Raw genomic sequence first — 22590 nt, forward strand, 5'->3', positions numbered from 1 at the left:
CTACCTTCCGGTAAACCGAACGGCGATGATCTTCTGAAGACTCCAGCGAGCGCCCACACAAATTATCTGATTATCTATTTTAAAGAGCGTCTGACGTGTCGGTCGACTTACTTAGCAAGCTAAGCTGCAAACTCTTGTTTGCGTCGTTGTCCGTGTCAGTGGGTGCGTATAATACATCGTGAAAATTTTAGCGCAAGTACTTTTTAATAAAAGATTCATTTTTTTATAATAAAAATGAAAGCACCTATAATTCAACGATTCGAAGCTCTTTAGGCATAGAGAAAGAAACATTCTCTTCTCTCCCTTTAAGCTCCTCTGGTGAATTACCACCTTCTTGAATAAGACGATCAATTACTTCGTTTATCAAGATTTCAGGCGCCGAGGCACCCGCGGTGACGCCCACGCTACGAACACCAGCCAACCAGTCACTTTGTATCTCGCTCGCATTATCAATTAAATGCGCTTTCGCTCCCATTCTCTCCGCCAGTTCTCGAAGGCGGTTTGAGTTCGAGCTATTGACTGAGCCAACGACCAATACCAGCTCTGACTCTTTCGCTAACGTCTTCACTGCGTCTTGACGATTTTGGGTTGCGTAACAAATGTCGTCTTTCTTCGGCCCTGTAATATTAGGGAAGTGATGACGTAAGGCATCAATCACGACAGAGGTGTCATCCATAGAAAGTGTTGTTTGCGTGACAAAAGCGAGTTTGTCTGGGTTTTCTACTTTTAGCTTGGCCACATCATCAGGGTTTTCCACAAGGTAAATAGCACCACCTTGCTTGTTATCATACTGCCCCATGGTCCCTTCTACTTCAGGGTGACCATCATGACCAATCAAAATACACTCAGCACCATCGCGAGAATAACGAAGCACTTCTAGATGAACTTTAGTCACTAACGGGCAGGTAGCATCAAACACTTTAAGACCGCGTTTTTCGGCTTCATCACGAACCGCTTTAGACACACCGTGCGCACTAAAGATGACAATATTGTCATCCGGCACTTCGTCTAACTCGTTAACAAAGACAGCGCCACGCGCTTTAAGGGACTCAACAACAAACTTGTTATGAACCACTTCATGGCGAACGAAGATAGGCGCTTCAAACAAATCCAAACAACGATTTACAATATCAATGGCTCTATCTACACCAGCACAAAAACCACGAGGATTGGCTAACTGAATAGCAAAACTCATGCTGCCTCCTCTACCGCTACAATTTGTACTCGGTAAGTTAAGGTGCGACCAGACAAGGGGTGATTAAAATCCACCAGCACTTCATTGTCACTGATCTCTGCGATCACGCCTGGCAATTCGTTTTTGCTGGCATCAGCAAACGACACCACCATGCCCTCTTCTATATCCATCGAGAATTGAGAACGCGGCATACGCTGAATATTGCTTTCATTTCGCGCACCAAAGGCTTGCTCTGGCGACATTTCAAAACGACCTTCTTGGCCCACGCTCATGCCCAGCAATACTTCTTCAAAAGCAGGCAGTAAGTTGCCATCGCCGAACACAAACCGAGCGGGCTCATGAGAGAAATTAGAGTCGACTATTTGGCCATCTTCTAAAGACAACTCAAAGTGCAAAGTCACCTGACTATTCGTGGTAATTACATTCATTCTTTCGGGCCTTTCTGTGGCTTTGCCAGCACACTTTCTAACAACATCAAAATAACACCAATGGTGATGGCACTGTCCGCCACATTAAAAGCAGGAAAATACCAAGACTGTTGCCAATGAAACTCTAGAAAATCGACAACGTGACCATAAACCAATCGATCATATAAATTGCCAACTGCACCGCCTAATATGAGGCTCAGTGACAAGGCTTCCCAACGATTCGTAGCGGCCACTTTAACCAAGCGCCAACTAATGCCGATTACGACAGCTAATGCGATAAAGGAGAAGAACCAACGCTGCCAGCCGCCTGCATTTGCTAAGAAGCTAAAAGCAGCCCCCGTGTTATAACGCAGCGTTAAATCAAAGAAGGGAAGAACAGGGACAGTCTGACCATAAGCAATGCTTGCTTCAATGCATTGCTTAGTCAGCCAGTCTACTGCAAATATAACAAGTGCCAGCGCCCACCAGCGCTGGACTTGTTGCCATACAAAACGAATGGTCATTAGGCGTAAAGGCGTTGTTCACCTTCTCCATCTGGTAAATTGGAAATACAACGATCACACAATTCTGGGTGTTCGGCACGCTGACCAACTTCTGGACGGTGGTGCCAGCAGCGAACACATTTCTCATTGCTGCTTAACGCTACCACAACTTTTAGCCCATCAAGATCTGTTGCTACGGCATCATCACCCGCTTGCGCCAATGGCAATACTTTTACATCAGAAGAAATCAGCACAAAGCGTAACTCATCATCAAGACGACTCAATGTCGCTTGCAATGCCTCATCGCAATACAAGGTGATTTCTGCACTTAGGCTGGCCTTCATCTTGCCTTCGCTGCGTGCGGCTTCTAATACCTTGTTAGTAGCGACTTTAGCTTCCAGCACGTGCTTCCAGAATTCACGTCCCATTGGCTCATCACCAGACAACGTTTCTAATCCTTCGTACCATGTTTCTAAGAAGACAGACTCAACTCGGTCACCTGGCATAGCGTGCCACAACTCATCCGCGGTAAAGCTCAAGATTGGCGAAATCCAGCGAGTGAAGGCCTCCATGATATGGTACAAGGCCGTCTGCGCAGAGCGACGAGCCAAGCTGTTTGGCTGAGTCGTATACTGACGGTCTTTGATGATATCTAGGTAAAAACCACCTAGATCCACAGAACAGAAGTTTTGGATTTTCTGATTAACTGTGTGGAATTGGTATTCGTTGTAAGCCGTATCCAACTCTGTTTGCAACAAAGCGGCACGATCTACAATCCAGCGATCCAAGGCCAACATGTCTTTGCTTGCAACAACATCCGTTGCTGGATTGAAGCCACTTAAGTTAGACAACATAAAGCGCGCGGTATTACGAATACGACGGTATGAATCTGCAACACGCTTCAGAATCTCATCAGAAACAGTCATTTCAGTGGTGTAATCGGTTGCCGCTACCCACAAACGAATGATGTCCGCTCCTAAGGTATCCATCACTTTTTGAGGTGACAATACGTTACCCAATGATTTCGACATCTTGCGACCGTCGCCATCCACTGTAAAGCCATGGGTAAGCACTTGCTTGTACGGAGGCACACCGCGAATCGCGATGGACGTTTTCAACGACGATTGGAACCAACCACGGTGCTGATCAGAACCTTCCAAATACAAATCGGCCGGGAAACTTAATTCGTCACGCTGATCGATGACAGAGTAATGCGTTACCCCAGAGTCAAACCATACGTCTAGCGTGTCAGTCACCTTGCTGTATTTTGCCGCTTCATCACCCAATAGGGTTTCTGCGTCCATTTCGAACCAAGCATCAATGCCTTCTTGCTCGATACGTTTGGCAACTTCTTCAATCAAACGTGGTGTTTCTGGGTGCAATTCTTGCGTTTCTTTGTTGATAAACAAAGCAATCGGAACACCCCAAGTACGTTGACGAGACACACACCAATCAGGGCTGTTATTCAACATCCCTTCCATGCGATTTTGTCCCCAGCTTGGCACCCACTTCACACCTTCAACTGCGTGTTTGGCCGCATCCAACAAACCTTCTTTGGTCATGCTGATAAACCACTGTGGTGTCGCGCGGAAGATCAATGGTGTTTTAGTACGCCAGCAATGAGGGTAGCTGTGGAAAATTTTCGATTCGAAAACCAAGGCGTTGTTTCGGTTTAATGCTTCAAGCACTGCGCCATCTACTTTATAAACATGCAAGCCAGCAAATTCACCAGCGGCATCTGAATACACGCCATTGTCTTGTACTAGGTTAATGGTACCAATGCCATTTTCACGGCCGACGTTGAAATCGTCTACACCATGGTCTGGTGCGGTATGCACACAACCTGTACCGGCTTCGGTGGTCACGTGCTCGCCAAGAATAACGGGGATATCACGTTCCAAGAATGGGTGATTCAAGACAGTGCCTTGTAGATCCGCACCGATAGTACGACCCACAATACGGAAATCAGACACACCGTAGCGCACCATCAAACCTTCAACCATGTCTTCAGCAACGATTAAGCGCTCTTTACCCAAGCCCATGTCCACTTCAACAAGGGCATAGTTAAACTCAGGGTGAACAGAAACCGCTTGGCTAGCAGGCAAGGTCCAAGGCGTCGTTGTCCAGATAACAACCGATACTTTGCCTTCGCCTTCTACATCAGAGAATTTTGCCAACAACGCCGCTTCATCTTGAGGCGCGTAGCGCACATCCAATGACAATGACGTTTTATCTTGGTATTCCACTTCGGCTTCAGCCAAGGCAGAACCACCCACCACACTCCAGTAAACTGGCTTAAAGCCTTTAACGAGGTGGCCGTTTTCAGCAATCTTACCCAAGGCACGAACAATGTTCGCTTCGGTTTGGAAGTTCATCGTAAGGTATGGGTTTTCCCAATCGCCCATTACGCCCAAACGGATAAAATCTTTTTTCTGTTGTTCGATTTGCGTGTAAGCGTATTCGCGACATTTGGCACGGAATTCTTTGTACGATACTTTGGTACCCGCTTTGCCTATCAACTGTTCTACTTTGTGCTCAATCGGCAAGCCGTGACAATCCCAACCTGGAATGTAAGGCGCATCAAAACCACTGACGGTTTTTGATTTAACAATAATATCTTTGAGGATTTTGTTAACCGCGTGACCAATGTGAATACTGCCATTTGCGTACGGAGGGCCGTCATGAAGAATAAAAGATTTACGGCCTTTACTGACTTCGCGTACTTTGTTGTATAGATCCATATCCTGCCATTGCTTCAGCATTGCAGGTTCACGTTTTGCCAAGTCTCCACGCATAGGGAAGTCTGTCTTTGGCAAATTAAGCGTCGGTTTATAATCACTCATGGTTTATCGATTTATCCTCAAAGATCATCAGTTCACTGATTAGGCAAAAAAGAGTATTGCTTCTTCTTTATCACATTGAATTTGTTTTTCCAGCGCATCTAAGCTGGCCATTTTTCGCTCTGCCCTGATAAAGCGACAGAAGGTTACCTGAACATATTTGTCGTACAGATCACCATTAAAATCAAAAAGGTGCACTTCTAATATCGGCGTCTTGCCTTGTACGGTTGGTCTCACACCAATATTAGCCACACCATTGTGCGTTACGCCTGCAACGTCAAGTTGCACCGCATACACACCTGACAACGCAGGCTGAGTCCCTTTTAAATGAACGTTAGCCGTAGGAAAGCCCAATGTGCGACCCAGCTTCTGACCACCGATGACTCGCCCGCCCAAAATGACCGGATGGCCCATGTTTTCTTGGGCGGCGTCAATATCACCGGTTTCCAATGCTTGGCGCACCAAGGTACTGCTAATACGCTCACCGGCCTCGTTCAATACCGATGGGGTATTTTCCACATCAAAGCCATGACTCTCACCAAATTGTTTAAGGTAATCGAAATCCCCTTGGCGATCACAGCCAAAACGAAAATCGTCTCCTACCACCAAATGACGAACGGACAATCCTTGAAATAGAATCTGCTGGCAAAAAGCCTTCGCATCCAATTGCTGAAGCTTAGGGTTGAACGGCAAGCACAACACATAATCAATGCCCTGCCCTTTCAAGAAGTGCACTTTATCACGCAGTCGACTAATACGACCTGGCGCTTTATCGGGCGTAAAAAACTCCCTTGGCTGAGGTTCAAAAATCATAATGCCTGCCGGCACTTGATAATGTTCCGCCAGCGCTTTGACGCGGTTCAAGATGGCATGATGGCCACGATGAACGCCGTCGAAATTCCCTATCGTCAGCACACATTCTTTATGCTTTGAACGGATATTATGAATACCGCGAATTAACTCCATAGTACCTCGTTCAAGACTATCCCACCCAGTGCCGAAAAAATAACCGAGATTATATAGCAGATCACCACCTGAAGGTAGGCCAGAACTAGCACAACCTCAGCAAGAAGCATCGATGACGCCATGAAACGAATCTAGTGTTTGAAAGAAGACGGTCGCAACCCCACCAGTACCGCAGCACCTACGTAGACAGTCACACCAACCACAACCACAAGAAGCACCTCACCAACGCGATGCAGATCAGTCATTTGCGTCCACACCATACCTTGTTGCAGAAAGAAATAGATCCACACCGCCAAGGCCGCCGTTGCCGCGATTAACACCCTCGTTATCAATTTCCAATGATGAGAAAACTGATGATGACCCTGATTTCGCAACCCGCGCCACAACAAAAATGCATTTAACGCCGCCGACAAACTGGTCGCCAAGGCCAATCCAACATGACCCAAAGGCCACACTAAAATCAGATTAAACACCATGTTGGCCACCATCGCGATAATCCCTATTCGCACTGGTGTGCGCGTATCTTGGCGAGCGTAATACCCAGGCGCCAGCACCTTAATGAGCATCATAAAGATCAGTCCTAAAGAATACGCCTGTAAACTCTGCGCGGCTTTCGTCACATCATGCACGGTCAACTCACCCCGATAAAAGATGGTCGCAATCAATGGCTCAGCCAACATAAACAATGCCAATGCCGACGGTACTGCGATCAACAATAAAATTCGCAGCGACCAATCCAATGTATCCGAAAATGCTTTCGGGTCTTTGCCTGCAAAACTGCGCGACAAAGAAGGCAAAATCACGGTACTAATCGCAATCGCAAAAATCCCCAGCGGCAATTCATACAAACGATCAGACAAATACAGCCACGTAATACTGCCCGTTTGCAGAAACGACGCCAACACAGTGTCTAAGAGCAAATTGATTTGCCCGACCGAGACCCCAAACAACGCCGGACCAATCAAGATCAAAATGCGCTTCACACCTGGGTGACGAAACTGAAGAGACGGCATCGGCAGTAATTTGAGGCGCGCCAGAAAGGGCATTTGGAAGAGCAATTGAACCAGCCCTGCAAAAAAGACCCCCCATGCCACGGCAGTTTCTGCTTCCAAGGCATTGCGCGCAAACACCAAGGTAGCAACCAATAAGCTAATGTTGAGAAAAATGGGCGTAATGGCTGGCACTGCGTATTCGCCATGGGCATTGAGAATGCCACCCGCCAATGCCGTAAGTGAAATAAACAGCAAATACGGAAAAGTAATGGTTAGCAGCTCAGACGCTAACCGTGCCTGCTCGCCGTCTGCTGCAAACCCAGGCGCAAAGAGATACACCACCCACGGAGCGCACACCATAAACAACGCGGTAATCAACAGCAGTACTAACGCCAAGGAGCCAGACACTGCGGAAATAAGAGCGCGAACCTCTTCTTTCGTCTCGTTCACTCGATAGTCGCTCAACACAGGAACAAACGCCTGAGCAAACGCCCCTTCAGCAAATAAACGACGGAAAAAATTGGGGATTTTAAACGCCACATAAAACGCATCCGCACCTGCGCTTGCCCCCAGCACATACGCTAATGCCGAATCTCGAGCCAACCCCAAGATACGGGACAAGAAAGTGCACACGGACACCAAAACACCTGATCGCAATAATGAGTTATTTTTCGATGTTTTTTTCGGGGTGATATTATTTTCCGACATAGCAATTTTGTTAACCATTCCAACAAATTGGAGCAAGAATACCACCTGAATCCACAACAAGTTAGGGAAATAAGCCAGTAGATTTGGTGATTATTTGTATAATGGGGTTGTGGCATGCTCAAAAACTGGTAAAATCCGCCGCGAGATTATGAAGTCATACTTGACATTGATTTCACGACGCAGCACAGTGCTGTGCCGTTTCCTAATATAAACGAAAGGAGCCAGACTGTGGCAAATTCCGCCGGTTCAAAAAAACGTGCGCGCCAGGCGATCAAACGTCGCGCTCATAATGGTAGCCTGCGCTCTATGGTTCGCACATACTTGAAAAAAGTAGATGCAGCCATCGAAGCAGGTAATCAAGCTGATGCACAAGCAGCTTACGTTCTAGCTACATCTAAGCTAGACAAAGCAGCTGATAAAGGCCTATATCACAAAAACAAAGCAGCTCGTCATAAGAGCCGCTTGAGTGCTAAAATCAAAGCACTGGCCTAATACCTATAAAAAAACCGGCTTATGCCGGTTTTTTTATACTTTATTTTCTTGCCCAACTCTCATTAGCCAATCAGCACAACACCCCATACCACAACGGCCAACAATAGCGTCAACATAACCGCCGCCGACCCTAAATCTTTGGCTCGACCAGATAACTCGTGATGCTCATCACTGATTCTATCCACCACAGCTTCAACACTTGAATTCAGCGTTTCAACAATCAATACCATACCAACTGAAAAGATCAGCACCGCTTTCTCTAATGCTGTATCCCCTAACCAAAGTGCAAAAGGAAGAGCGATAATAAACAAACACACTTCTTGGCGAAAAGCCGCTTCGTGTTTCCATTGCGCCTTAAGACCTTGATAAGAATAACGAGACGCACTCAATACTCGCGCCAAACCAGACTGCCCCGGCTTTGCCATTACATTCTCCCAACTAACAGTTAAATAATTACTCAGCCAATTAAACAATCACCAAATTATCGCGATGCACTAATTCAGGTTCACCCTGATACCCCAAAATCGCCCCTATTTCAGAAGAAGAGCGACCGAGTAATTTTAACGTCTCTGCAACGCTGTAATTGGCCAATCCACGAGCGACAACAACACCTTGCTCATCGACACACAACACCATATCGCCACGAGAGAAAGACCCTTCGGCGTCTTTTACCCCCACCGCTAACAAGCTGGTTCCTGCTTTACGAAGCGCCTTCACCGCCCCGGCATCCAGCACCAGAGAACCGCGACTCTTAAGATGACCTGCCAGCCATAATTTACGCGCAGCTTGTCGACTATGATCAGGTTCTAGCCAAGTACCAATAGGCTCACCCAACGAGACTCTGACAATGACATTCTCCTCACGACCAGAGGCGATCAAGGTATCCGCACCGGATCGAGCAGCCAAACGTGCTGCACGGATTTTTGTCAGCATACCACCACTGCCCAACGCACCCGCGCCACCACTCGCCATGGCTTCTAGGCGACTATCTGAAGCAGAAACATACGGCAATAACACAGCGTCTTTGTGATCACGTGGGTTTTTATCGAACAAGCCAAGCTGATCCGTCAAAATGATCAACACATCCGCCTCAACTAAGTTCGCCACTAACGCGCCTAGGGTGTCATTGTCACCAAAGCGAATTTCATCGGTTACAACCGTGTCATTTTCGTTAACTATGGGTACAACCCCAAGATTAAGCAGCGTTCGCAACGAGGAGCGCGCGTTCAAATAGCGTCGGCGGTTCGATAAATCATCATGAGTAAGCAATATCTGTGCGGTACACAAACCGTGGCGTTCAAAATGAGACTCATAAACACCAACCAACTCCATCTGCCCAACAGCAGCTGCAGCCTGAAGCTCGTTTACTTGTGTCGGTCGAGAAGAGAAGCCGAGCCGCTTCATACCAGCCGCAATAGAGCCTGAAGACACCAAGACAACTTCTTTGCCCTGCGCCCTTAACTCTGCTATCTGTGCAACCCAGAGGCCAATACGGGCCACATCAAGCCCTTGACCATCATTCGTCAGCAACGCACTGCCGATCTTCACTACGACACGGTGCGCATTAGCAACTCTCTCTCGAATATCCATGATACTGCTTATTTTCTCATCCAATTAACGAACGTATTCTACGTCCACATCATAATCTTCATCGTCAAAGTCTTCATCATCCAGCAATTGACCTGCTTTACGACGTTTTTCACGCAACGACAGAATTCGATTACGACCTTCTTCGTCGATCAAGGCACGCATAGCCTGCTCTTTCTCACGCGCTTCTTCACTGTTTGCCAACAATTCACGCTGCTCTTCAAGCGCTGTCATAAGGTCAAGACACAAGACTTCTGTACCTTCACCAGAGATGGCAGAAATACGATACGCCTTGCCTTCCCAGCCTAGTGCATCGATCACGCTTTGACAGCGCTCTTCCAACTCTTCTGCTGGCACCATATCCGTCTTATTCAATACCAACCAACGATCACGCTGAGCCAATGCTGGACTAAACTGATGAAGTTCATTAACCGCAATAACAGCCGCTTCTGCAGGGGTGATTTCATCCCAAGGCGCCAAATCGACTATGTGCAACAAGATACGGTTACGCACCAAGTGCTTCAAGAAACGAATACCCAGGCCCGCGCCTTCAGAAGCGCCTTCGATGATTCCCGGAATATCGGCAACCACAAAGCTCTGGTGTTTCTTAACTTTTACCACACCCAGATTGGGCACTAGCGTTGTAAACGGGTAATCCGCCACTTTTGGTTTTGCAGAAGACACGGAGCGAATAAAGGTCGATTTACCTGCATTCGGCAAGCCTAGCAAGCCCACATCGGCCAATACCTTCATTTCCAACTTAAGCGTACGCTCTTCCCCTACCGTTCCTTTTGTCGTTTGACGAGGGGCACGGTTAGTACTGGATTTGAAACGGGTATTACCCAAACCATGGTGACCGCCTTGAGCCACTTTTAGCTTCTGACCGACTTTCACAAGATCCCCTAAGGTTTCTCCTGTGTCTTCGTCGATCACTGTGGTCCCTACTGGTACTATGATCTCAAGATCTGGGCCTTTTGAACCCGTCATGTCACGGCCTTGGCCGCCTTCACCGCTTTCTGCGATGTATTTTTTGGTAAAGCGAAAGTCAATCAAAGTGTTCAATGACTCATCAGCGACCAGCACTACACTGCCGCCGTTGCCGCCATCACCACCATCAGGACCACCTTTCGCCACGAATTTTTCACGCCAAAAGCTTAAACAACCATTTCCGCCTTTACCCGCTCTTACATAGATACTGGCTTCATCAACGAATTTCACAGATTCACCTCTTAGGTGCTTTATCAGAATCAACAGAAACTGATTATAGAATTTTTCCAAAAAAAAAGCCCCGCGTCGCGGAGCTCTTTTTGAGTTTTTAGCAGAGATTAAGCAGCAACAACAGAAACTGTGCGACGCTTAAACTTACCTTTAACTTCAAATTTCACTTGGCCTTCTGCAACAGCAAACAAAGTGTGATCTTTACCAATCTTAACACCTGCACCAGGGTGGAACTGAGTACCACGCTGACGAACAAGAATGTTACCTGGGATCACAACTTGACCACCAAAACGTTTGACACCTAATCGTTTCGATTCGGAGTCGCGACCGTTATTAGTACTACCACCCGCTTTCTTATGAGCCATGACTTACTCCTTAAAATTAGTTTAGTTAGGGCTTATTTAATGCCAGTTATTTTCACTTCCGTGAACCACTGACGATGACCCATACGCTTCATAGAGTGCTTACGACGACGGAATTTCAAAATTTTCACTTTGTCTCCGCGGCCATGAGTAACAACTTCAGCTGTTACCTTGATGCCTTCTACAACAGGAGCGCCAATTTTAACGTCGTCGCCATTGCTAACTAGAAGAACGTCGTCGAATTGCACAACGCCACCTTCTTCGATAGCTAATTTCTCAACCTTAAGGGTTTGGCCTTCTTGTACACGGTATTGCTTACCGCCAGTTTTAATTACTGCGAACATGTTCTTCTCCAATGAGATTTACCCGGCTACTGAATTGAGTTTGACCTACTTCTAGTGGCACCAAATCTTTATCGATCACGATAAAAACTCACTTACCATATGATAGGGAGCAAAACGTGGGTAAATCGGACGCGAGATTGTACAAAATCACACCAGTCAAAACAAGAGAAAAGGCAATCTATTGTATATTTTTCATGTTTTGGGTTGACCGCAGCACAGCGCTTACCTAGCATGGTGCGCACTTGCTGTTCAGCTTGGGACTTATTAGCTTCGGAAAATGCATGCAATCCACACAAATCCATGATGTTGTGACCAACGAGTTTGGTCAAGTGAACGACTACATTATGTCACAGCTCAGCAGTGACATACCTCTAATAGAACAAATTGGTTACTATATTATTAGTAATGGCGGCAAACGATTGCGTCCATTGTTAGTACTTCTTGCCGCTCGCGCAAGCGCCGATTTGGACCCTGACAAATTAGAAAAAGCCATTAAAATGGCGACCATTATTGAGTTTATCCACACCTCTACGCTGTTGCATGATGATGTGGTGGATGAATCTGATATGCGCCGTGGTAAAAAAACCGCCAATGAAGAATGGGGCAACGCGCCCAGCGTTCTTGTCGGTGACTTTTTATACACACGTGCATTTCAATTGATGGTCAGCATTAACAGCATGGATTGCATGGCGATTCTGGCGGAAACCACCAACATCATTGCTGAAGGCGAAGTCCAACAGCTGATCAATTGCGGCGACCCAGATACCACGGAAGAAAGTTACCTAAAAGTTATTCAATACAAAACGGCCAAATTGTTTGAAGGTGCGGCGCTTTGCGGTGCGGTTATTGCTGATGCAGATAAAGCGCATCAAACGGCGCTCCAAGATTACGGCATGTACGTTGGTACCGCATTTCAATTGATCGACGATGTGATGGATTACACCAGCACCGCCGAAGAAATGGGTAAGAGCGTGGGTGATGACTTAGCCGAAGGCAAACCGACTCTGCCACTAATCTACACAATGAAAAATGGCAGCCAAGACGCCGTAGATCGCGTTAGACAAGCCATTTTGACTGGCGGCCTCGAAAACCTTGATGCCATTATTGCCGATGTACAAGCCTGTGGCGCCATTGAATTCACCCAGCAACAAGCACAACAGCAAGCCGACTTAGCAATCCAGTCTATTGCCATTTTGCCCGAGTCTGAATACAAGCAAGCGCTTATTGCATTAGCCAACACAGCAGTGAAACGCAAAAGCTAAACGCGCTGCTTAGCGACTCACAAGAAATAAGACCTCATCATGTCCGAGGTTTTATTTCTTGCTTCAATATCCCTCTCACTTTCTTCGCACTCTGCTCAGGGTATTGCTGCATAAAGCAATGACCACCCTCCACTTCTATTACTTGTATATTAGGGTTAATGCGCGCGGCGAGCTGATAGGCTTCTTTAAAATACGAAAACGTCTCTTTCCCCTGCACAATATAAGTCGGCACAGAAATCGAACGAATGGCTTTCCAAAGTCCTTTCGGATAGCTGGCAAAAACGGCGGCCTCCATCCATGAAGGGCAAGCTAAGTGATACTCTCGTGATGCTTTGTCTTGGCGAATTGAGTGCTCTATATAATCCTCTAAACAAGACGGATGCCAACCTTTAAACGTGCCTCTTCCGGTGAAATTTGCTTTTACCTGATCGATGCTTTCCCACTTCACGCGGCGGCGTTTCGCCTGTTTTGCTAACGGCACATGGTTTTTCAATCCCAAAAAGGTCACTGCTCGCAACAACCACAACAATCGTGGTGGAAATAACGCAGGGTCTAACAATACCAACCGGTCGAACAAGGCGGGATCTTGAGCTCCCATTAAGAGCGTCATACAACCGCCAAAGCTGTGCCCTACCCCCATCATTTTCTGCTTTGGTAACGACGCCATTCGCGGCTTCAAACTGGCAGAGAATCGTTCTGCGGTGGCATTCCAACCAACAAATCGGCGACCTGCAGACGATCGACCATGACCCGCCGCTTCTTGTAGAATCAAATTGTAGTCTTCACCCAGTGCGCTCAGAAACTGACGATAGGTTTGCACAGCAAAGCCATTGCCATGTAAAAAATGCAAATTAGGGCGCTCATCACGAACAGGCCCTACATACCCAACTGTATAGCCATCCACAAATTCGTGGCGCCAAGCATCTAGCCATTCATTTCCGTGCAATAACCTAGACAACCTTATGTACCACCTTACCGTTGGAGCGTTCTAATGTGTGTCAGCAGAATAGAGTAAACCAGCTCTGTTTCTCTTGCTAGCACCAGATTCTCCCTAAAATCACGGCCCAAGATCAGTAAATAACCGACTTTTACGAAGTCTTGTTGGTTTTTTTCTACTCAAACGTTCATATTACGTCCTTGAGACGCTATAATCCGGTGGATTTTATACTGCTAACTGAACCACACAACTCAGCGTAACCAAGTCGAGTTATCTGCTGAATGTGGAAATAGGATTATAATGACTACAGCTTCCTCGTTTGAAAAAGACGAACTATTACAATGCGGCCACGGCGAAATGTTTGGCCCAGGCAATGCTCAACTTCCAGTTGGGAATATGCTGATGATGGATCGAATCACTCGTATCTCTACCGAAGGTGGTAAATACGGTAAAGGTGAAATCATAGCTGAGCTTGATATTCACCCAGACCTTTGGTTTTTCAAATGCCACTTCCCTGGTGATCCAGTAATGCCTGGTTGTTTAGGTTTGGACGCTATGTGGCAACTTGTTGGCTTTTTCCTTGGCTGGAAAGGCAACAAAGGTCGCGGTCGCGCATTGGGTTCTGGTGAAGTGAAATTCACAGGTCAAATCCTTCCGACTGCAAAAAAAGTTACCTTTCATATTCATCTTAAGCGCGTTATTGAGCGTAAGTTGATCATGGGAATTGCAGACGGAAGCGTATCCGTTGATGGTCGAGAAATTTATACCGCACAAGACTTACGTGTCGGTTTATTCTCATCAACAGAAAACTTCTAAAGACTAAGAATAAAGAGGCACATTTATGCGTCGTGTAGTAGTAACAGGTCTTGGCATTGTCAGCTGCCTAGGCAATGACAAAGAGAGCGTTTTAAACTCCTTGCGCGAGGGCCGTTCTGGTATTCGTTTCGCTGAAGATTACAAAGAACACGGCTTTCGTAGCCACGTTTGTGGTCGCATCGACTTAGATTCATCTAGCATTGACCGCAAGGTTCGCCGTTTTATGGGCGACGCGGCAACGTATGCGTATGTTTCTATGCAACAAGCTATTGAAGATGCGGGCTTAACAGAAGAGCAAGTTTCTAATATTCGCACTGGTTTGATTGCTGGTTCTGGCGGTGCATCCGCACAAAACCTAGTAGAATCCGCTGACACTCTACGTGAGAAAGGCGTGAAGCGCGTGGGTCCATACCGCGTTACTCAAACTATGGGCAGCACCGTTTCTGCTTGTTTGGCAACGCCATTCAAAATCAAAGGTGTTAACTATTCAATCACTTCTGCTTGTTCAACCAGTGCGCACTGTATTGGTAATGCCATGGAACTTATCCAGCTAGGCAAACAAGACGTTGTGTTTGCCGGTGGTGGCGAAGAAGAAAGCTGGGCGCAAACGTGTATGTTTGATGCCATGGGCGCATTGTCTTCTAAGTACAATGAAACACCAGAAAAAGCCTCTCGTGCTTACGATTCAAACCGTGATGGTTTCGTTATCGCTGGCGGCGGCGGTATTCTAGTCATTGAAGAACTAGAACACGCTAAAGCTCGTGGCGCGAAAATCTATGCTGAGTTAGTCGGTTACGGTGCAACATCTGATGGCTACGACATGGTTGCTCCTTCTGGTGAAGGCGCAAAACGTTGTATGCAAATGGCCATGAGCACCATCGATGGTGAGATTGATTACATCAACACTCACGGTACAAGTACACCCGCTGGTGACATGAAAGAACTGCAAGCAGTGAATGAGACATTTGGTGACAAGATCCCATCTATCAGCTCAACAAAATCACTGTCTGGTCACTCTTTGGGTGCGGCCGGTGTTCATGAAGCTATCTACTGCTTGCTAATGATGGAAAACAAATTCATCACAGCGTCTGCAAACATTGATGAGCTAGATGAAGCTGCCGGTAACATTCCAGTTGTGACAACTCGCCAAGACAATGTAGATTTGAACTTGATCATGTCTAACAGTTTTGGTTTTGGTGGTACTAACGCCAGCCTAGTATTCAAAAAATACGACGCATAATCTGACTGACGACTCAGTTCAGTGTCAAAAAAAAGCCGCATTATAAATGCGGCTTTTTTATTTCTAATACACCCCATCGACAAACAACATAAAGATAAGGCGCTTAGTCTTTTTTCCTAATGGACTATTTACCGTTAGGCAACTTTGCCATTTCCGCTCGCATCCACTGCTCCATTTCATTGTGCAGCTCAGACGTTTTCTTACCTTCAGACTCAATAACCGGTCCGATCACAAGACGAATAGAGCCTGGAAACTTGAAAAAACTCTTACTCGGCCAAGCGTATCCCGCGTTATGAACCACAGGCAAAATCGGTGCTTTAGCGGATGTCGCTAACATGGCAGCACCCTTATTAAAGTCTTTTGTTTCTGTTGGCTTAGTTCGGGTTCCTTCCGGGAAGATCAGCACTGATCGTCCATCTTCTAGACGCTCTTTCCCCTGACTCATAATTTGTTTCAGCGCATTGGTTCGCTTAGAGCGGTCAATGGCAATAGGCTGTACCATTCGCAACCCCCAGCCAAAGAAGGGAACCGACAACAGCTCTTTTTTAAGCACGGTTGAAACAGGTGCCATCAAAACTTGCAGCACATAGGTTTCCCACTCACTCTGGTGATTCGCCACCAGCACGACTGGCCGATTTTTATTAATGTGCTCGCGCCCAATGATTTCAACTTTCACGCCGCACAGCACTCGAAACACAAACAACAAGCCTTTGTTATGTTGGTTAAGTACTGGTTGACGATAGTCTTTTGGCAATAACACGGTTGCAAAAGGAGCAAGCACGCCAAAAAAGACCGTAGACAACATGTAATAAACAAAGAAAATGGTTGAGCCGATCCACGACCTTAACAAGATTCCTAAACGCACAATCGCTACCTCAATTTCTATTCACTTAGATATTTTTGTTGCTGCTTTAGCGGGTTCGCGTACATAGCGACCACCGTATCACGCAACGCCTGTGGGCAACTTTCTAGATACGTAGCAAACGCACTGTCGGTGGACGGTTTACCCTGCTGAATAGCGAGTGCAGCTTCGTTACTCGTTTGAATGGCGTAGTTGGTAATGATCTGGCGGTCCACTTCTGCGACCAAAGCTTCAGGGGTATCAATGCCTTCTTTGAGTACATCGCCAAACGTCACCACGACTTTGCCTTTTTGCCCAACTATGCCATTTTTGATGCTATCTATGTCTTCAAACTCTGACTTTTCATAATTGCCAGTGGTCGACTTTTCATGCAGTTCCTGTGCTTTATCAAACGCACATGGATCGTATTCATAAGAAATCGAGACAGGGACAATCTTCAAGTTTGCCATGGCTTCGGCAAAGCTCACTTTCTCTTTCTTCTGACTCATGTACAACATTTTGATCAACGCAGGGTCGGTTTGATCCACCCCATCTTTTGCTCGCCCTTCTTTCTGAGCGATCCAGATATTGCATTGGTCTTTCGTCAAGGAGTGGGTGATGTAGCTTGATAGTTGCCCAAAAGCGGCCATCATTTCACGAATACCATTGACTGAGCGCTTAACAATAAAACTCTTGTTTAAACGCATCAGATCAGACACAAATGGACGTCGTAACAAGTTATCACCAATGGCGATACGCACCGTGTTCAGGCCAGCTAAATACAAACCATAATTTACAAACGCAGGGTCCATCGCTATGTCCCTGTGATTGGATAGGAATAAGTACCCTACCCCTTTGTCGAGCTTTTCAATACCACGATACTCTACATCAGAGGTCGTTGTTTTGATCATACGATCCATGTAGCCCGCAACACGCATTTGAAAATCATGCACATTGTTAATGCCTGCCACCTGACGCTTCAGCGCAAACTTGACGGCAAGTGCCAAAGGCGCGTGCAATAATTTAGGCCAGCCGGCAAAACGAAAGCCGACAATAGTGTTAATAAAATCTGGCGTGTCTACCAGGTTGTGCAACACCCCAACGACTTCGTCGTCGTTGTAAGGGCGTATATCATGAAACTGATCCATTTAATTTTCCGCTAGTAAAAACTGTCTCGTTTTTTATTATAAAGTTTGAATATCGAAGCCTAACGCTTCCAATTCTGCCCGCTTAGAGGTTGAAGTCACCACGGCCACGTTTTCATTTTCTTTGTTCAAGTAGGCTTTCGTTACCGCTTTTAGCTGCTCTATTGTCACCGCCAAAATACGTGCTCGAAATGCTTCGCGATAAGCAAGAGAACGCCCATGCAACTGAACATAAAAGTCACTTTGCGCTTCGCCAGCAGGTGATCCTGGCTTATCCATCGACCCAATAACACCCAATATGGCCTCTTCTAGCGCGTCCTCCGTATGATCTTCATTTAACATCCACTCAATGGAGGCATCAAAATCCGCCAAGGTTTCTGTTAAACGAGGATCGCGGTAAGAGTAAAAGCGGAAAGCACCATTGGTGCCATCGAAGCTCGCGCCGCCACCGTAAGCACCACCTTGCTCACGAATCGTACGGTGCAAAAAGCCATTGCGTAAGAAGCCACCTAATACCGTTAAGGCCGCCACATCAGGGTGCTCACCTGAAACGGTTTTAAAGGCTTTACTACAGAAGCTTACTTGGGTCGCCGTTAGCCATGCCGTATTGACCTTATGATCCACTGCTGGCAAAACAAACGTGCTTGTTGACGCGCCATTCGGCAGATCCGCAAACACAGGCTGTACAGATTCTAGAATACTGGTCTCGTGCTGAGGCTCAGCCACCAGCAACATTTGCTTAGGCGCGGCGAGCAATTTGGCGTGTAAACGAGAGAACACTGCAAAGAGCTCTTCTACTGCCGTATCATCCGCCTTCATCGCGTCATCCAAGGCAATCGCACTGCGAATCCCTGTCATGCCACCCCATTGCTCTTGCTGAGCAGACAAACCTGAAATACCACTCGCGGCAGCGGTCATGGCAAGTGAATGACCTTGACCTGTAATAGACTGCTCACGACGCGAACGGCGTTGTGCCACCAGCTCTTTCACACGGCTGATTTCGTCAAAACGAACATTCAACATGGTGTCTTTAAGCAATTCGCTCATTGCCGCCACATTCGGCACCAACGCCTTGGTAGACAGCACAAAATACGCACTCACATTCTGGCGGTCTTGAATACTGGCGCGGATCGAGTTCGACGCACCCAAACCACCACATACTTGAGCTTGGCGCTCTTGGATAGCAAGGTAATCTTGCTCGCCAACACCCAACTCGGTGATCAATGAAGAGAACAAAGGCAAATGGCTTTTTTCTTCTTCATCCAGCTCAGGCAAAGTAATCACCAACTGCTGATACACCAAGCCATTGGTGCCCTGTGGATAAAAAGTAATAGGCAGCTCACCCGCTTGCTGATGGTGCTCGTATTCTGGCAAGCGCGCCGGCACATCTTCAAGACCCACTTTTGGCAAGATGCTCATGTCATCTATTTGCGACTGACGTTCTTTCAAGGCTTCGCTGCGAGCAATGATGTTGGCTTTTTCGTCATCGGACAGCGCCGCTTTAATTTTGCTTAAGCGGTCTTTTTCTGACTGATTACGGCGCATCTCTAAGGCATCGTCAGGGCTCAATGTAATCGTCACGCGGTGAGCATTAGACAGCAATAAGGTGTTAATTAAGTTCGGGATGTAGTCCTTATCTTGCACCTTCACACGCATGCTTTCGATAACCGGATCCAAATCCAATTGCGCAATCACATCACCAGAATGCACTGCCGTTGAGAGACCGGCTAAAATCAATTGCAGTCCGTATGGGTAACTACCGCCACCGACCTCACGCTGGCTTAACTCCAATTGGTGCAACATGGCATCGACCATGTCTTGTGGAATGCCGTTGTTAGCGATGTCTTCAAGAGTCGATAAAATTAATGCTTCAACTTGCGCTGTATTCTCACGCTTCACGCCTTCTAGACCACACATGAAGCTCATTTCTTTATTGCTGTCTTCAAGGCCACACAAAGGCGACGGCGCACGACCTAGTTCGCTACTTTCCAGTACTCGTCGCAATGGCGATGCGCTGTTATCCAATAACACGCTCGACAACAACTCGGCTTCAAACTGCTGGCCAAGATCAATACTTTCGCCCAATAACCAACCGACAACCACATGACTACCGTCTTCTTTGACTTCGTCGGCCGCATAGCCCTCTTCAACACGCACCGGAGAAAAGTAACGTTTGGCATTTGGCACACTGACTTGTGTTGCTAGGCGCTCAAAACGACTCAATACTTTTTCTTCAAATTCCGCTTGCAGTGTTTGCGCAGGAATGTCACCAAACGTCATAAAGACCGCATTAGATGGGTGGTAATGCGTGCGGTAGAAAGCCAACAAATCTTGATAAGAAAGGTCTGGAATGTCACTCGGCTCACCACCGGAATTAAAATGGTAAGTGTTATTTGGGAACAGGTATTTGGTCAGTGTTTGCCAAAGTACCGATGTGGTCGAGCTCATTGCTCCCTTCATTTCATTGAAGACCACGCCCTTGTACGTTAATTCTGACTCAGGGTTAGTTGGCTCAGCAAACTCAAGGCGATGACCTTCTTGGGAAAAGTCCAATTCATCCAAGCGAGAGAAAAACACAGCGTCCAAATAAACATCAAGAAGATTATGGAAATCTTTTTTGTTCTTGCTGGCAAATGGGTACGCCGTCCAGTCAGATGACGTAAAGGCGTTCATGAAGGTATTCAAAGAACGGCGAATCATCATAAAGAAAGGGTCACGAACAGGAAAACGCTCGGAACCACACAATACGGTGTGCTCTAAAATGTGCGCAACACCACAAGAATCGGTTGGTACGGTTTTCAATCCGACCAAGAAAACGTTTTCATCATTCTCTGATGCGATATGAAAATGTTTAGCGCCTGTAACTGTATGCTCGAACTCTTGAACGGTAACGTTTAGAGCATCGATAAATTCGCTGCGAAGAAAAGTAAACGCAGGATGATGTGCGGTGCTATTAGTCATTCTCTACCTCTAGTGAATTAGAATACGGTGATTGGAATGTTTTGGGGCAGCCCAATGGAACTCAAGGTTGCAAAGTGGCGAAATTATAACAAATTTGTGACTTTTACTGCACGAACAAACCGTTATGGTTTTGTCTTGGTTGTGTGAACATTTAGCGTTTCTGCGCTTTTTCCCAATTTTCGAGACGTGCTTTTTCACTTTTTTTAAAAAGCACATACACAGCGCCTAAGCCGCCATGGTAACGCTGCGCTGTATGGAAGGCCATGACACTGTCTAAATCACGTAACCACTTGTTGATATAACTTTTGATCATCGCTTGGCTATCTGGATTTGGTGTTCGATCGCCTTTACCATGCACAATAATAGCCACCCGAATATCGTTACGCATGCAGTCTTCAACAAACTGGTAAACAAGCTCCCGGGCTTGAGCTACGGTTCTCTGATGTAGGTCTAAACGAGACTCGATGCCGTATTTTCCTTGGCGTAGACGTTTAAACACGCCATCCTGCACCCCTGAACGCTTGTACTCCAAAACATCGTTTGGATCGACCTTTTCAACATAGTCATGCGACAAGTGATTACTGTCGGCTTCCTTTGCCATAATGGCCGCACGTTTACGTGCTTGGAAATCCACCGGCGCCCCTTTCTTGCCAAGGTAGACTTCGCTTTTTGCTAAAGGCTGAATGCCCGCTACTTCTTGAGCAAACAAAGATGCCTCATCGTCATCGTTCACTGTTTCAACCTCTTCTTGTGTTATGCACCTTTTGGACGCATGACTAGATGCTAAAAAGCGCTAAGTATACCGATAAATGTGCCCCAGATATCGCTCCGCTGTAAACAAAATTGCCCATAGATTCGCAGCAGAACACTGACAAAGGTAGAGCAAACACTCTACCCCAATAGGGAGCACGCTTTGAAGCAGAAAATCGCCGCCAACCTTGAGCTCGCTTTTAGCCAATATGGCTTTGCCGAGCCAAATGTGGACAAACTAAAAACAGCCTGTCATGTCAGTCTGCGCACCCTGTATAAACATTACCCTTCGAAAGAAGCCATGGTTGTTGCCGTATTAGAATATCGTCATCAGCGCTATCTTGCTTACCTTGATAGTGACCTATCAACGAGTGGCGAACACGCCCTGTCGACTCTCTTTCAGCGCCTTGAAACCTGGATGAGCAACAACGCCCCTCACGGCTGCTTGTCGATGAACGCGATTGCTGCTTTCCACGATAACAAGCTGATAAACCAAGCGGTCGTTATGCAGTATCTGGCGCGATTGGCAGAGCATTTGTCGAACTGGATGTAAGAACCTTGTACTTAAAAGACCTGAGTTTATTTGGTTGCACTGTCTTAGCACCGAACGTGTTTCAGAACTTAATTCACTACCCAGAAGAAGGGAAGATTCAACCATTGGTGGCACAAACTTATCCGCTAAAAGAAATCGTTCAAGCGCAAGAAGCGTTTCAGAAAAAACACCTTCTAGGAAAAATTGTACTAAAGATAATAAAGGATTAAAGAAGCATCTTTATTACCCCTTAAAAACAAAAAAGCCCTGCTAAATTTAGCAAGGCTTTTTAACAAGGAGTCCAAAGTAAGCTCGACAGCGCGACACCGACAATAAACAGATCCTCATTTCAAACTAACATTAACCAGTGGACTAAAAAAGCCCGCTGTTTAGACGTTTAGATACAAACAATATTTTCTGCTTGTGGGCCTTTTTGGCCTTGTGTCACTTTAAATTCAACACGTTGACCTTCGGCCAATGTTTTAAAGCCAT

23 protein-coding genes are annotated in these 22590 nt (G+C 46.5%); 6 read left to right on the top strand and 17 right to left on the bottom strand.

What is annotated here, in order from left to right:
• Window positions 1-244 precede the first annotated feature (244 nt).
• The 6 genes from ispH to murJ all read right to left on the bottom strand — a co-directional run bounded on the left by ispH (window position 245) and on the right by murJ (window position 7611).
• Window positions 245-1195 (bottom strand): 4-hydroxy-3-methylbut-2-enyl diphosphate reductase, encoded by a 951-nt coding sequence (gene ispH / locus ACIGBN_RS15800; RefSeq protein ID WP_133004467.1) that lies wholly within the window; start codon window positions 1193-1195, stop codon window positions 245-247.
• Window positions 1192-1623, bottom strand: coding sequence for a peptidylprolyl isomerase (locus tag ACIGBN_RS15805; RefSeq protein ID WP_133004468.1), 432 nt, complete (start codon window positions 1621-1623; stop codon window positions 1192-1194). Before ACIGBN_RS15805 ends, ispH begins: the two co-directional genes overlap by 4 nt.
• The gene (gene lspA, locus ACIGBN_RS15810) at window positions 1620-2126 is read right to left on the bottom strand and encodes a signal peptidase II (protein ID WP_133004469.1); all 507 of its coding nucleotides are present in this window, start codon (window positions 2124-2126) and stop codon (window positions 1620-1622) included. The genes ACIGBN_RS15805 and lspA overlap by 4 nt, the downstream gene beginning before the upstream one ends.
• Complete coding sequence (gene ileS / locus ACIGBN_RS15815) at window positions 2126-4948, bottom strand: isoleucine--tRNA ligase (RefSeq protein WP_396666517.1); 2823 nt, start codon at window positions 4946-4948, stop codon at window positions 2126-2128. The genes lspA and ileS overlap by 1 nt, the downstream gene beginning before the upstream one ends.
• A 39-nt stretch (window positions 4949-4987) precedes the next feature.
• Entirely contained in the window at window positions 4988-5911 is a 924-nt protein-coding gene (ribF, locus tag ACIGBN_RS15820) for a bifunctional riboflavin kinase/FAD synthetase (RefSeq protein ID WP_133004471.1), read from the bottom strand.
• Window positions 5912-6042: 131 nt separating this feature from the next.
• A complete protein-coding gene (gene murJ, locus ACIGBN_RS15825) occupies window positions 6043-7611 on the bottom strand; it encodes a murein biosynthesis integral membrane protein MurJ (protein ID WP_396666558.1) in 1569 nt (522 codons plus the stop codon).
• Window positions 7612-7839: 228 nt separating this feature from the next.
• Between murJ and rpsT the strand changes: the two genes are divergently transcribed.
• Window positions 7840-8103 (top strand): 30S ribosomal protein S20, encoded by a 264-nt coding sequence (gene rpsT, locus ACIGBN_RS15830; RefSeq protein ID WP_115898992.1) that lies wholly within the window; start codon window positions 7840-7842, stop codon window positions 8101-8103.
• 62 nt (window positions 8104-8165) lie between these two features.
• On the opposite strand, the gene ACIGBN_RS15835 is transcribed toward rpsT, so the two are convergent.
• The 5 genes from ACIGBN_RS15835 to rplU all read right to left on the bottom strand — a co-directional run bounded on the left by ACIGBN_RS15835 (window position 8166) and on the right by rplU (window position 11614).
• Window positions 8166-8528, bottom strand: a complete 363-nt coding sequence (locus tag ACIGBN_RS15835; RefSeq protein WP_133004472.1) for a diacylglycerol kinase — start codon at window positions 8526-8528, stop codon at window positions 8166-8168.
• 40 nt (window positions 8529-8568) lie between these two features.
• On the bottom strand, window positions 8569-9693 hold the full coding sequence (gene proB, locus ACIGBN_RS15840) for a glutamate 5-kinase (protein ID WP_133004473.1): 1125 nt from the start codon (window positions 9691-9693) through the stop codon (window positions 8569-8571).
• A 24-nt stretch (window positions 9694-9717) separates the two neighbouring features.
• Window positions 9718-10908, bottom strand: coding sequence for an Obg family GTPase CgtA (gene cgtA / locus ACIGBN_RS15845; RefSeq protein ID WP_133004474.1), 1191 nt, complete (start codon window positions 10906-10908; stop codon window positions 9718-9720).
• 107 nt (window positions 10909-11015) lie between these two features.
• Complete coding sequence (gene rpmA / locus ACIGBN_RS15850; protein WP_133004475.1) at window positions 11016-11273, bottom strand: 50S ribosomal protein L27; 258 nt, start codon at window positions 11271-11273, stop codon at window positions 11016-11018.
• A gap of 32 nt (window positions 11274-11305) precedes the next feature.
• Window positions 11306-11614 (bottom strand): 50S ribosomal protein L21, encoded by a 309-nt coding sequence (gene rplU, locus ACIGBN_RS15855; protein ID WP_133004476.1) that lies wholly within the window; start codon window positions 11612-11614, stop codon window positions 11306-11308.
• A gap of 281 nt (window positions 11615-11895) precedes the next feature.
• On the opposite strand from rplU, the gene ispB reads away from it, so the two are divergent.
• Window positions 11896-12876: an octaprenyl diphosphate synthase gene (ispB, locus tag ACIGBN_RS15860; RefSeq protein ID WP_133004477.1), complete on the top strand. Its 981-nt coding sequence runs from the start codon at window positions 11896-11898 to the stop codon at window positions 12874-12876.
• A 37-nt stretch (window positions 12877-12913) separates the two neighbouring features.
• Here the strand turns inward: ispB and ACIGBN_RS15865 are convergent, their stop codons facing one another.
• Window positions 12914-13834 (bottom strand): alpha/beta fold hydrolase, encoded by a 921-nt coding sequence (locus ACIGBN_RS15865; RefSeq protein WP_396666522.1) that lies wholly within the window; start codon window positions 13832-13834, stop codon window positions 12914-12916.
• Window positions 13835-14113: 279 nt separating this feature from the next.
• On the opposite strand from ACIGBN_RS15865, the gene fabA reads away from it, so the two are divergent.
• Together fabA and fabB are read left to right on the top strand one after the other, a co-directional pair.
• Window positions 14114-14629: a 3-hydroxyacyl-[acyl-carrier-protein] dehydratase FabA gene (gene fabA, locus ACIGBN_RS15870; RefSeq protein WP_133004478.1), complete on the top strand. Its 516-nt coding sequence runs from the start codon at window positions 14114-14116 to the stop codon at window positions 14627-14629.
• Between the two features lie 25 nt (window positions 14630-14654).
• Complete coding sequence (gene fabB / locus ACIGBN_RS15875; protein WP_133004479.1) at window positions 14655-15869, top strand: beta-ketoacyl-ACP synthase I; 1215 nt, start codon at window positions 14655-14657, stop codon at window positions 15867-15869.
• A 124-nt stretch (window positions 15870-15993) separates the two neighbouring features.
• Here the strand turns inward: fabB and ACIGBN_RS15880 are convergent, their stop codons facing one another.
• The 4 genes from ACIGBN_RS15880 to smrA all read right to left on the bottom strand — a co-directional run bounded on the left by ACIGBN_RS15880 (window position 15994) and on the right by smrA (window position 21549).
• Window positions 15994-16734 carry a 1-acyl-sn-glycerol-3-phosphate acyltransferase gene (locus tag ACIGBN_RS15880; protein ID WP_243712076.1) on the bottom strand — a complete coding sequence of 247 codons (741 nt, stop codon included), beginning with the start codon at window positions 16732-16734 and terminating at the stop codon, window positions 15994-15996.
• A 17-nt stretch (window positions 16735-16751) separates the two neighbouring features.
• Window positions 16752-17858 (bottom strand): 1-acyl-sn-glycerol-3-phosphate acyltransferase, encoded by a 1107-nt coding sequence (locus tag ACIGBN_RS15885; RefSeq protein ID WP_133004480.1) that lies wholly within the window; start codon window positions 17856-17858, stop codon window positions 16752-16754.
• A gap of 36 nt (window positions 17859-17894) precedes the next feature.
• Window positions 17895-20816: an insulinase family protein gene (locus ACIGBN_RS15890; protein ID WP_396666525.1), complete on the bottom strand. Its 2922-nt coding sequence runs from the start codon at window positions 20814-20816 to the stop codon at window positions 17895-17897.
• Window positions 20817-20967: 151 nt separating this feature from the next.
• Entirely contained in the window at window positions 20968-21549 is a 582-nt protein-coding gene (smrA, locus tag ACIGBN_RS15895; RefSeq protein ID WP_133004482.1) for a DNA endonuclease SmrA, read from the bottom strand.
• A gap of 180 nt (window positions 21550-21729) precedes the next feature.
• Here smrA and ACIGBN_RS15900 point away from each other — a divergent pair, with 180 nt between their 5' ends.
• Window positions 21730-22119 carry a TetR/AcrR family transcriptional regulator gene (locus ACIGBN_RS15900; RefSeq protein WP_396666527.1) on the top strand — a complete coding sequence of 130 codons (390 nt, stop codon included), beginning with the start codon at window positions 21730-21732 and terminating at the stop codon, window positions 22117-22119.
• A gap of 56 nt (window positions 22120-22175) precedes the next feature.
• Window positions 22176-22328, top strand: coding sequence for a zinc-binding dehydrogenase (locus tag ACIGBN_RS15905; RefSeq protein WP_396666529.1), 153 nt, complete (start codon window positions 22176-22178; stop codon window positions 22326-22328).
• A gap of 167 nt (window positions 22329-22495) precedes the next feature.
• Here the strand turns inward: ACIGBN_RS15905 and ACIGBN_RS15910 are convergent.
• Window positions 22496-22590: cold shock domain-containing protein (locus ACIGBN_RS15910; protein ID WP_396666560.1), on the bottom strand; the 95-nt coding region annotated here is incomplete at its 5' end.

This window comes from Marinomonas sp. NPDC078689 (assembly GCF_044542435.1).
In the GTDB taxonomy this organism is placed as follows: Bacteria; Pseudomonadota; Gammaproteobacteria; order Pseudomonadales; family Marinomonadaceae; genus Marinomonas; species Marinomonas arenicola.

What these genes read in the sequence shown, in the direction of transcription:
- ACIGBN_RS15890 (WP_396666525.1), bottom strand. Translation starts at nt 20,816, where the DNA reads ATGACTAATAGCACCGCACATCATCCTGCGTTTACTTTTCTTCGCAGC.
- rpmA (WP_133004475.1), bottom strand. Translation starts at nt 11,273, where the DNA reads ATGGCTCATAAGAAAGCGGGTGGTAGTACTAATAACGGTCGCGACTCC.
- proB (WP_133004473.1), bottom strand. Translation starts at nt 9,693, where the DNA reads ATGGATATTCGAGAGAGAGTTGCTAATGCGCACCGTGTCGTAGTGAAG.
- fabB (WP_133004479.1), top strand. Translation starts at nt 14,655, where the DNA reads ATGCGTCGTGTAGTAGTAACAGGTCTTGGCATTGTCAGCTGCCTAGGC.
- ACIGBN_RS15835 (WP_133004472.1), bottom strand. Translation starts at nt 8,528, where the DNA reads ATGGCAAAGCCGGGGCAGTCTGGTTTGGCGCGAGTATTGAGTGCGTCT.
- ispB (WP_133004477.1), top strand. Translation starts at nt 11,896, where the DNA reads ATGCAATCCACACAAATCCATGATGTTGTGACCAACGAGTTTGGTCAA.
- fabA (WP_133004478.1), top strand. Translation starts at nt 14,114, where the DNA reads ATGACTACAGCTTCCTCGTTTGAAAAAGACGAACTATTACAATGCGGC.
- ileS (WP_396666517.1), bottom strand. Translation starts at nt 4,948, where the DNA reads ATGAGTGATTATAAACCGACGCTTAATTTGCCAAAGACAGACTTCCCT.
- ACIGBN_RS15885 (WP_133004480.1), bottom strand. Translation starts at nt 17,858, where the DNA reads ATGGATCAGTTTCATGATATACGCCCTTACAACGACGACGAAGTCGTT.
- ispH (WP_133004467.1), bottom strand. Translation starts at nt 1,195, where the DNA reads ATGAGTTTTGCTATTCAGTTAGCCAATCCTCGTGGTTTTTGTGCTGGT.
- ribF (WP_133004471.1), bottom strand. Translation starts at nt 5,911, where the DNA reads ATGGAGTTAATTCGCGGTATTCATAATATCCGTTCAAAGCATAAAGAA.
- lspA (WP_133004469.1), bottom strand. Translation starts at nt 2,126, where the DNA reads ATGACCATTCGTTTTGTATGGCAACAAGTCCAGCGCTGGTGGGCGCTG.
- rplU (WP_133004476.1), bottom strand. Translation starts at nt 11,614, where the DNA reads ATGTTCGCAGTAATTAAAACTGGCGGTAAGCAATACCGTGTACAAGAA.
- murJ (WP_396666558.1), bottom strand. Translation starts at nt 7,611, where the DNA reads ATGTCGGAAAATAATATCACCCCGAAAAAAACATCGAAAAATAACTCA.
- ACIGBN_RS15805 (WP_133004468.1), bottom strand. Translation starts at nt 1,623, where the DNA reads ATGAATGTAATTACCACGAATAGTCAGGTGACTTTGCACTTTGAGTTG.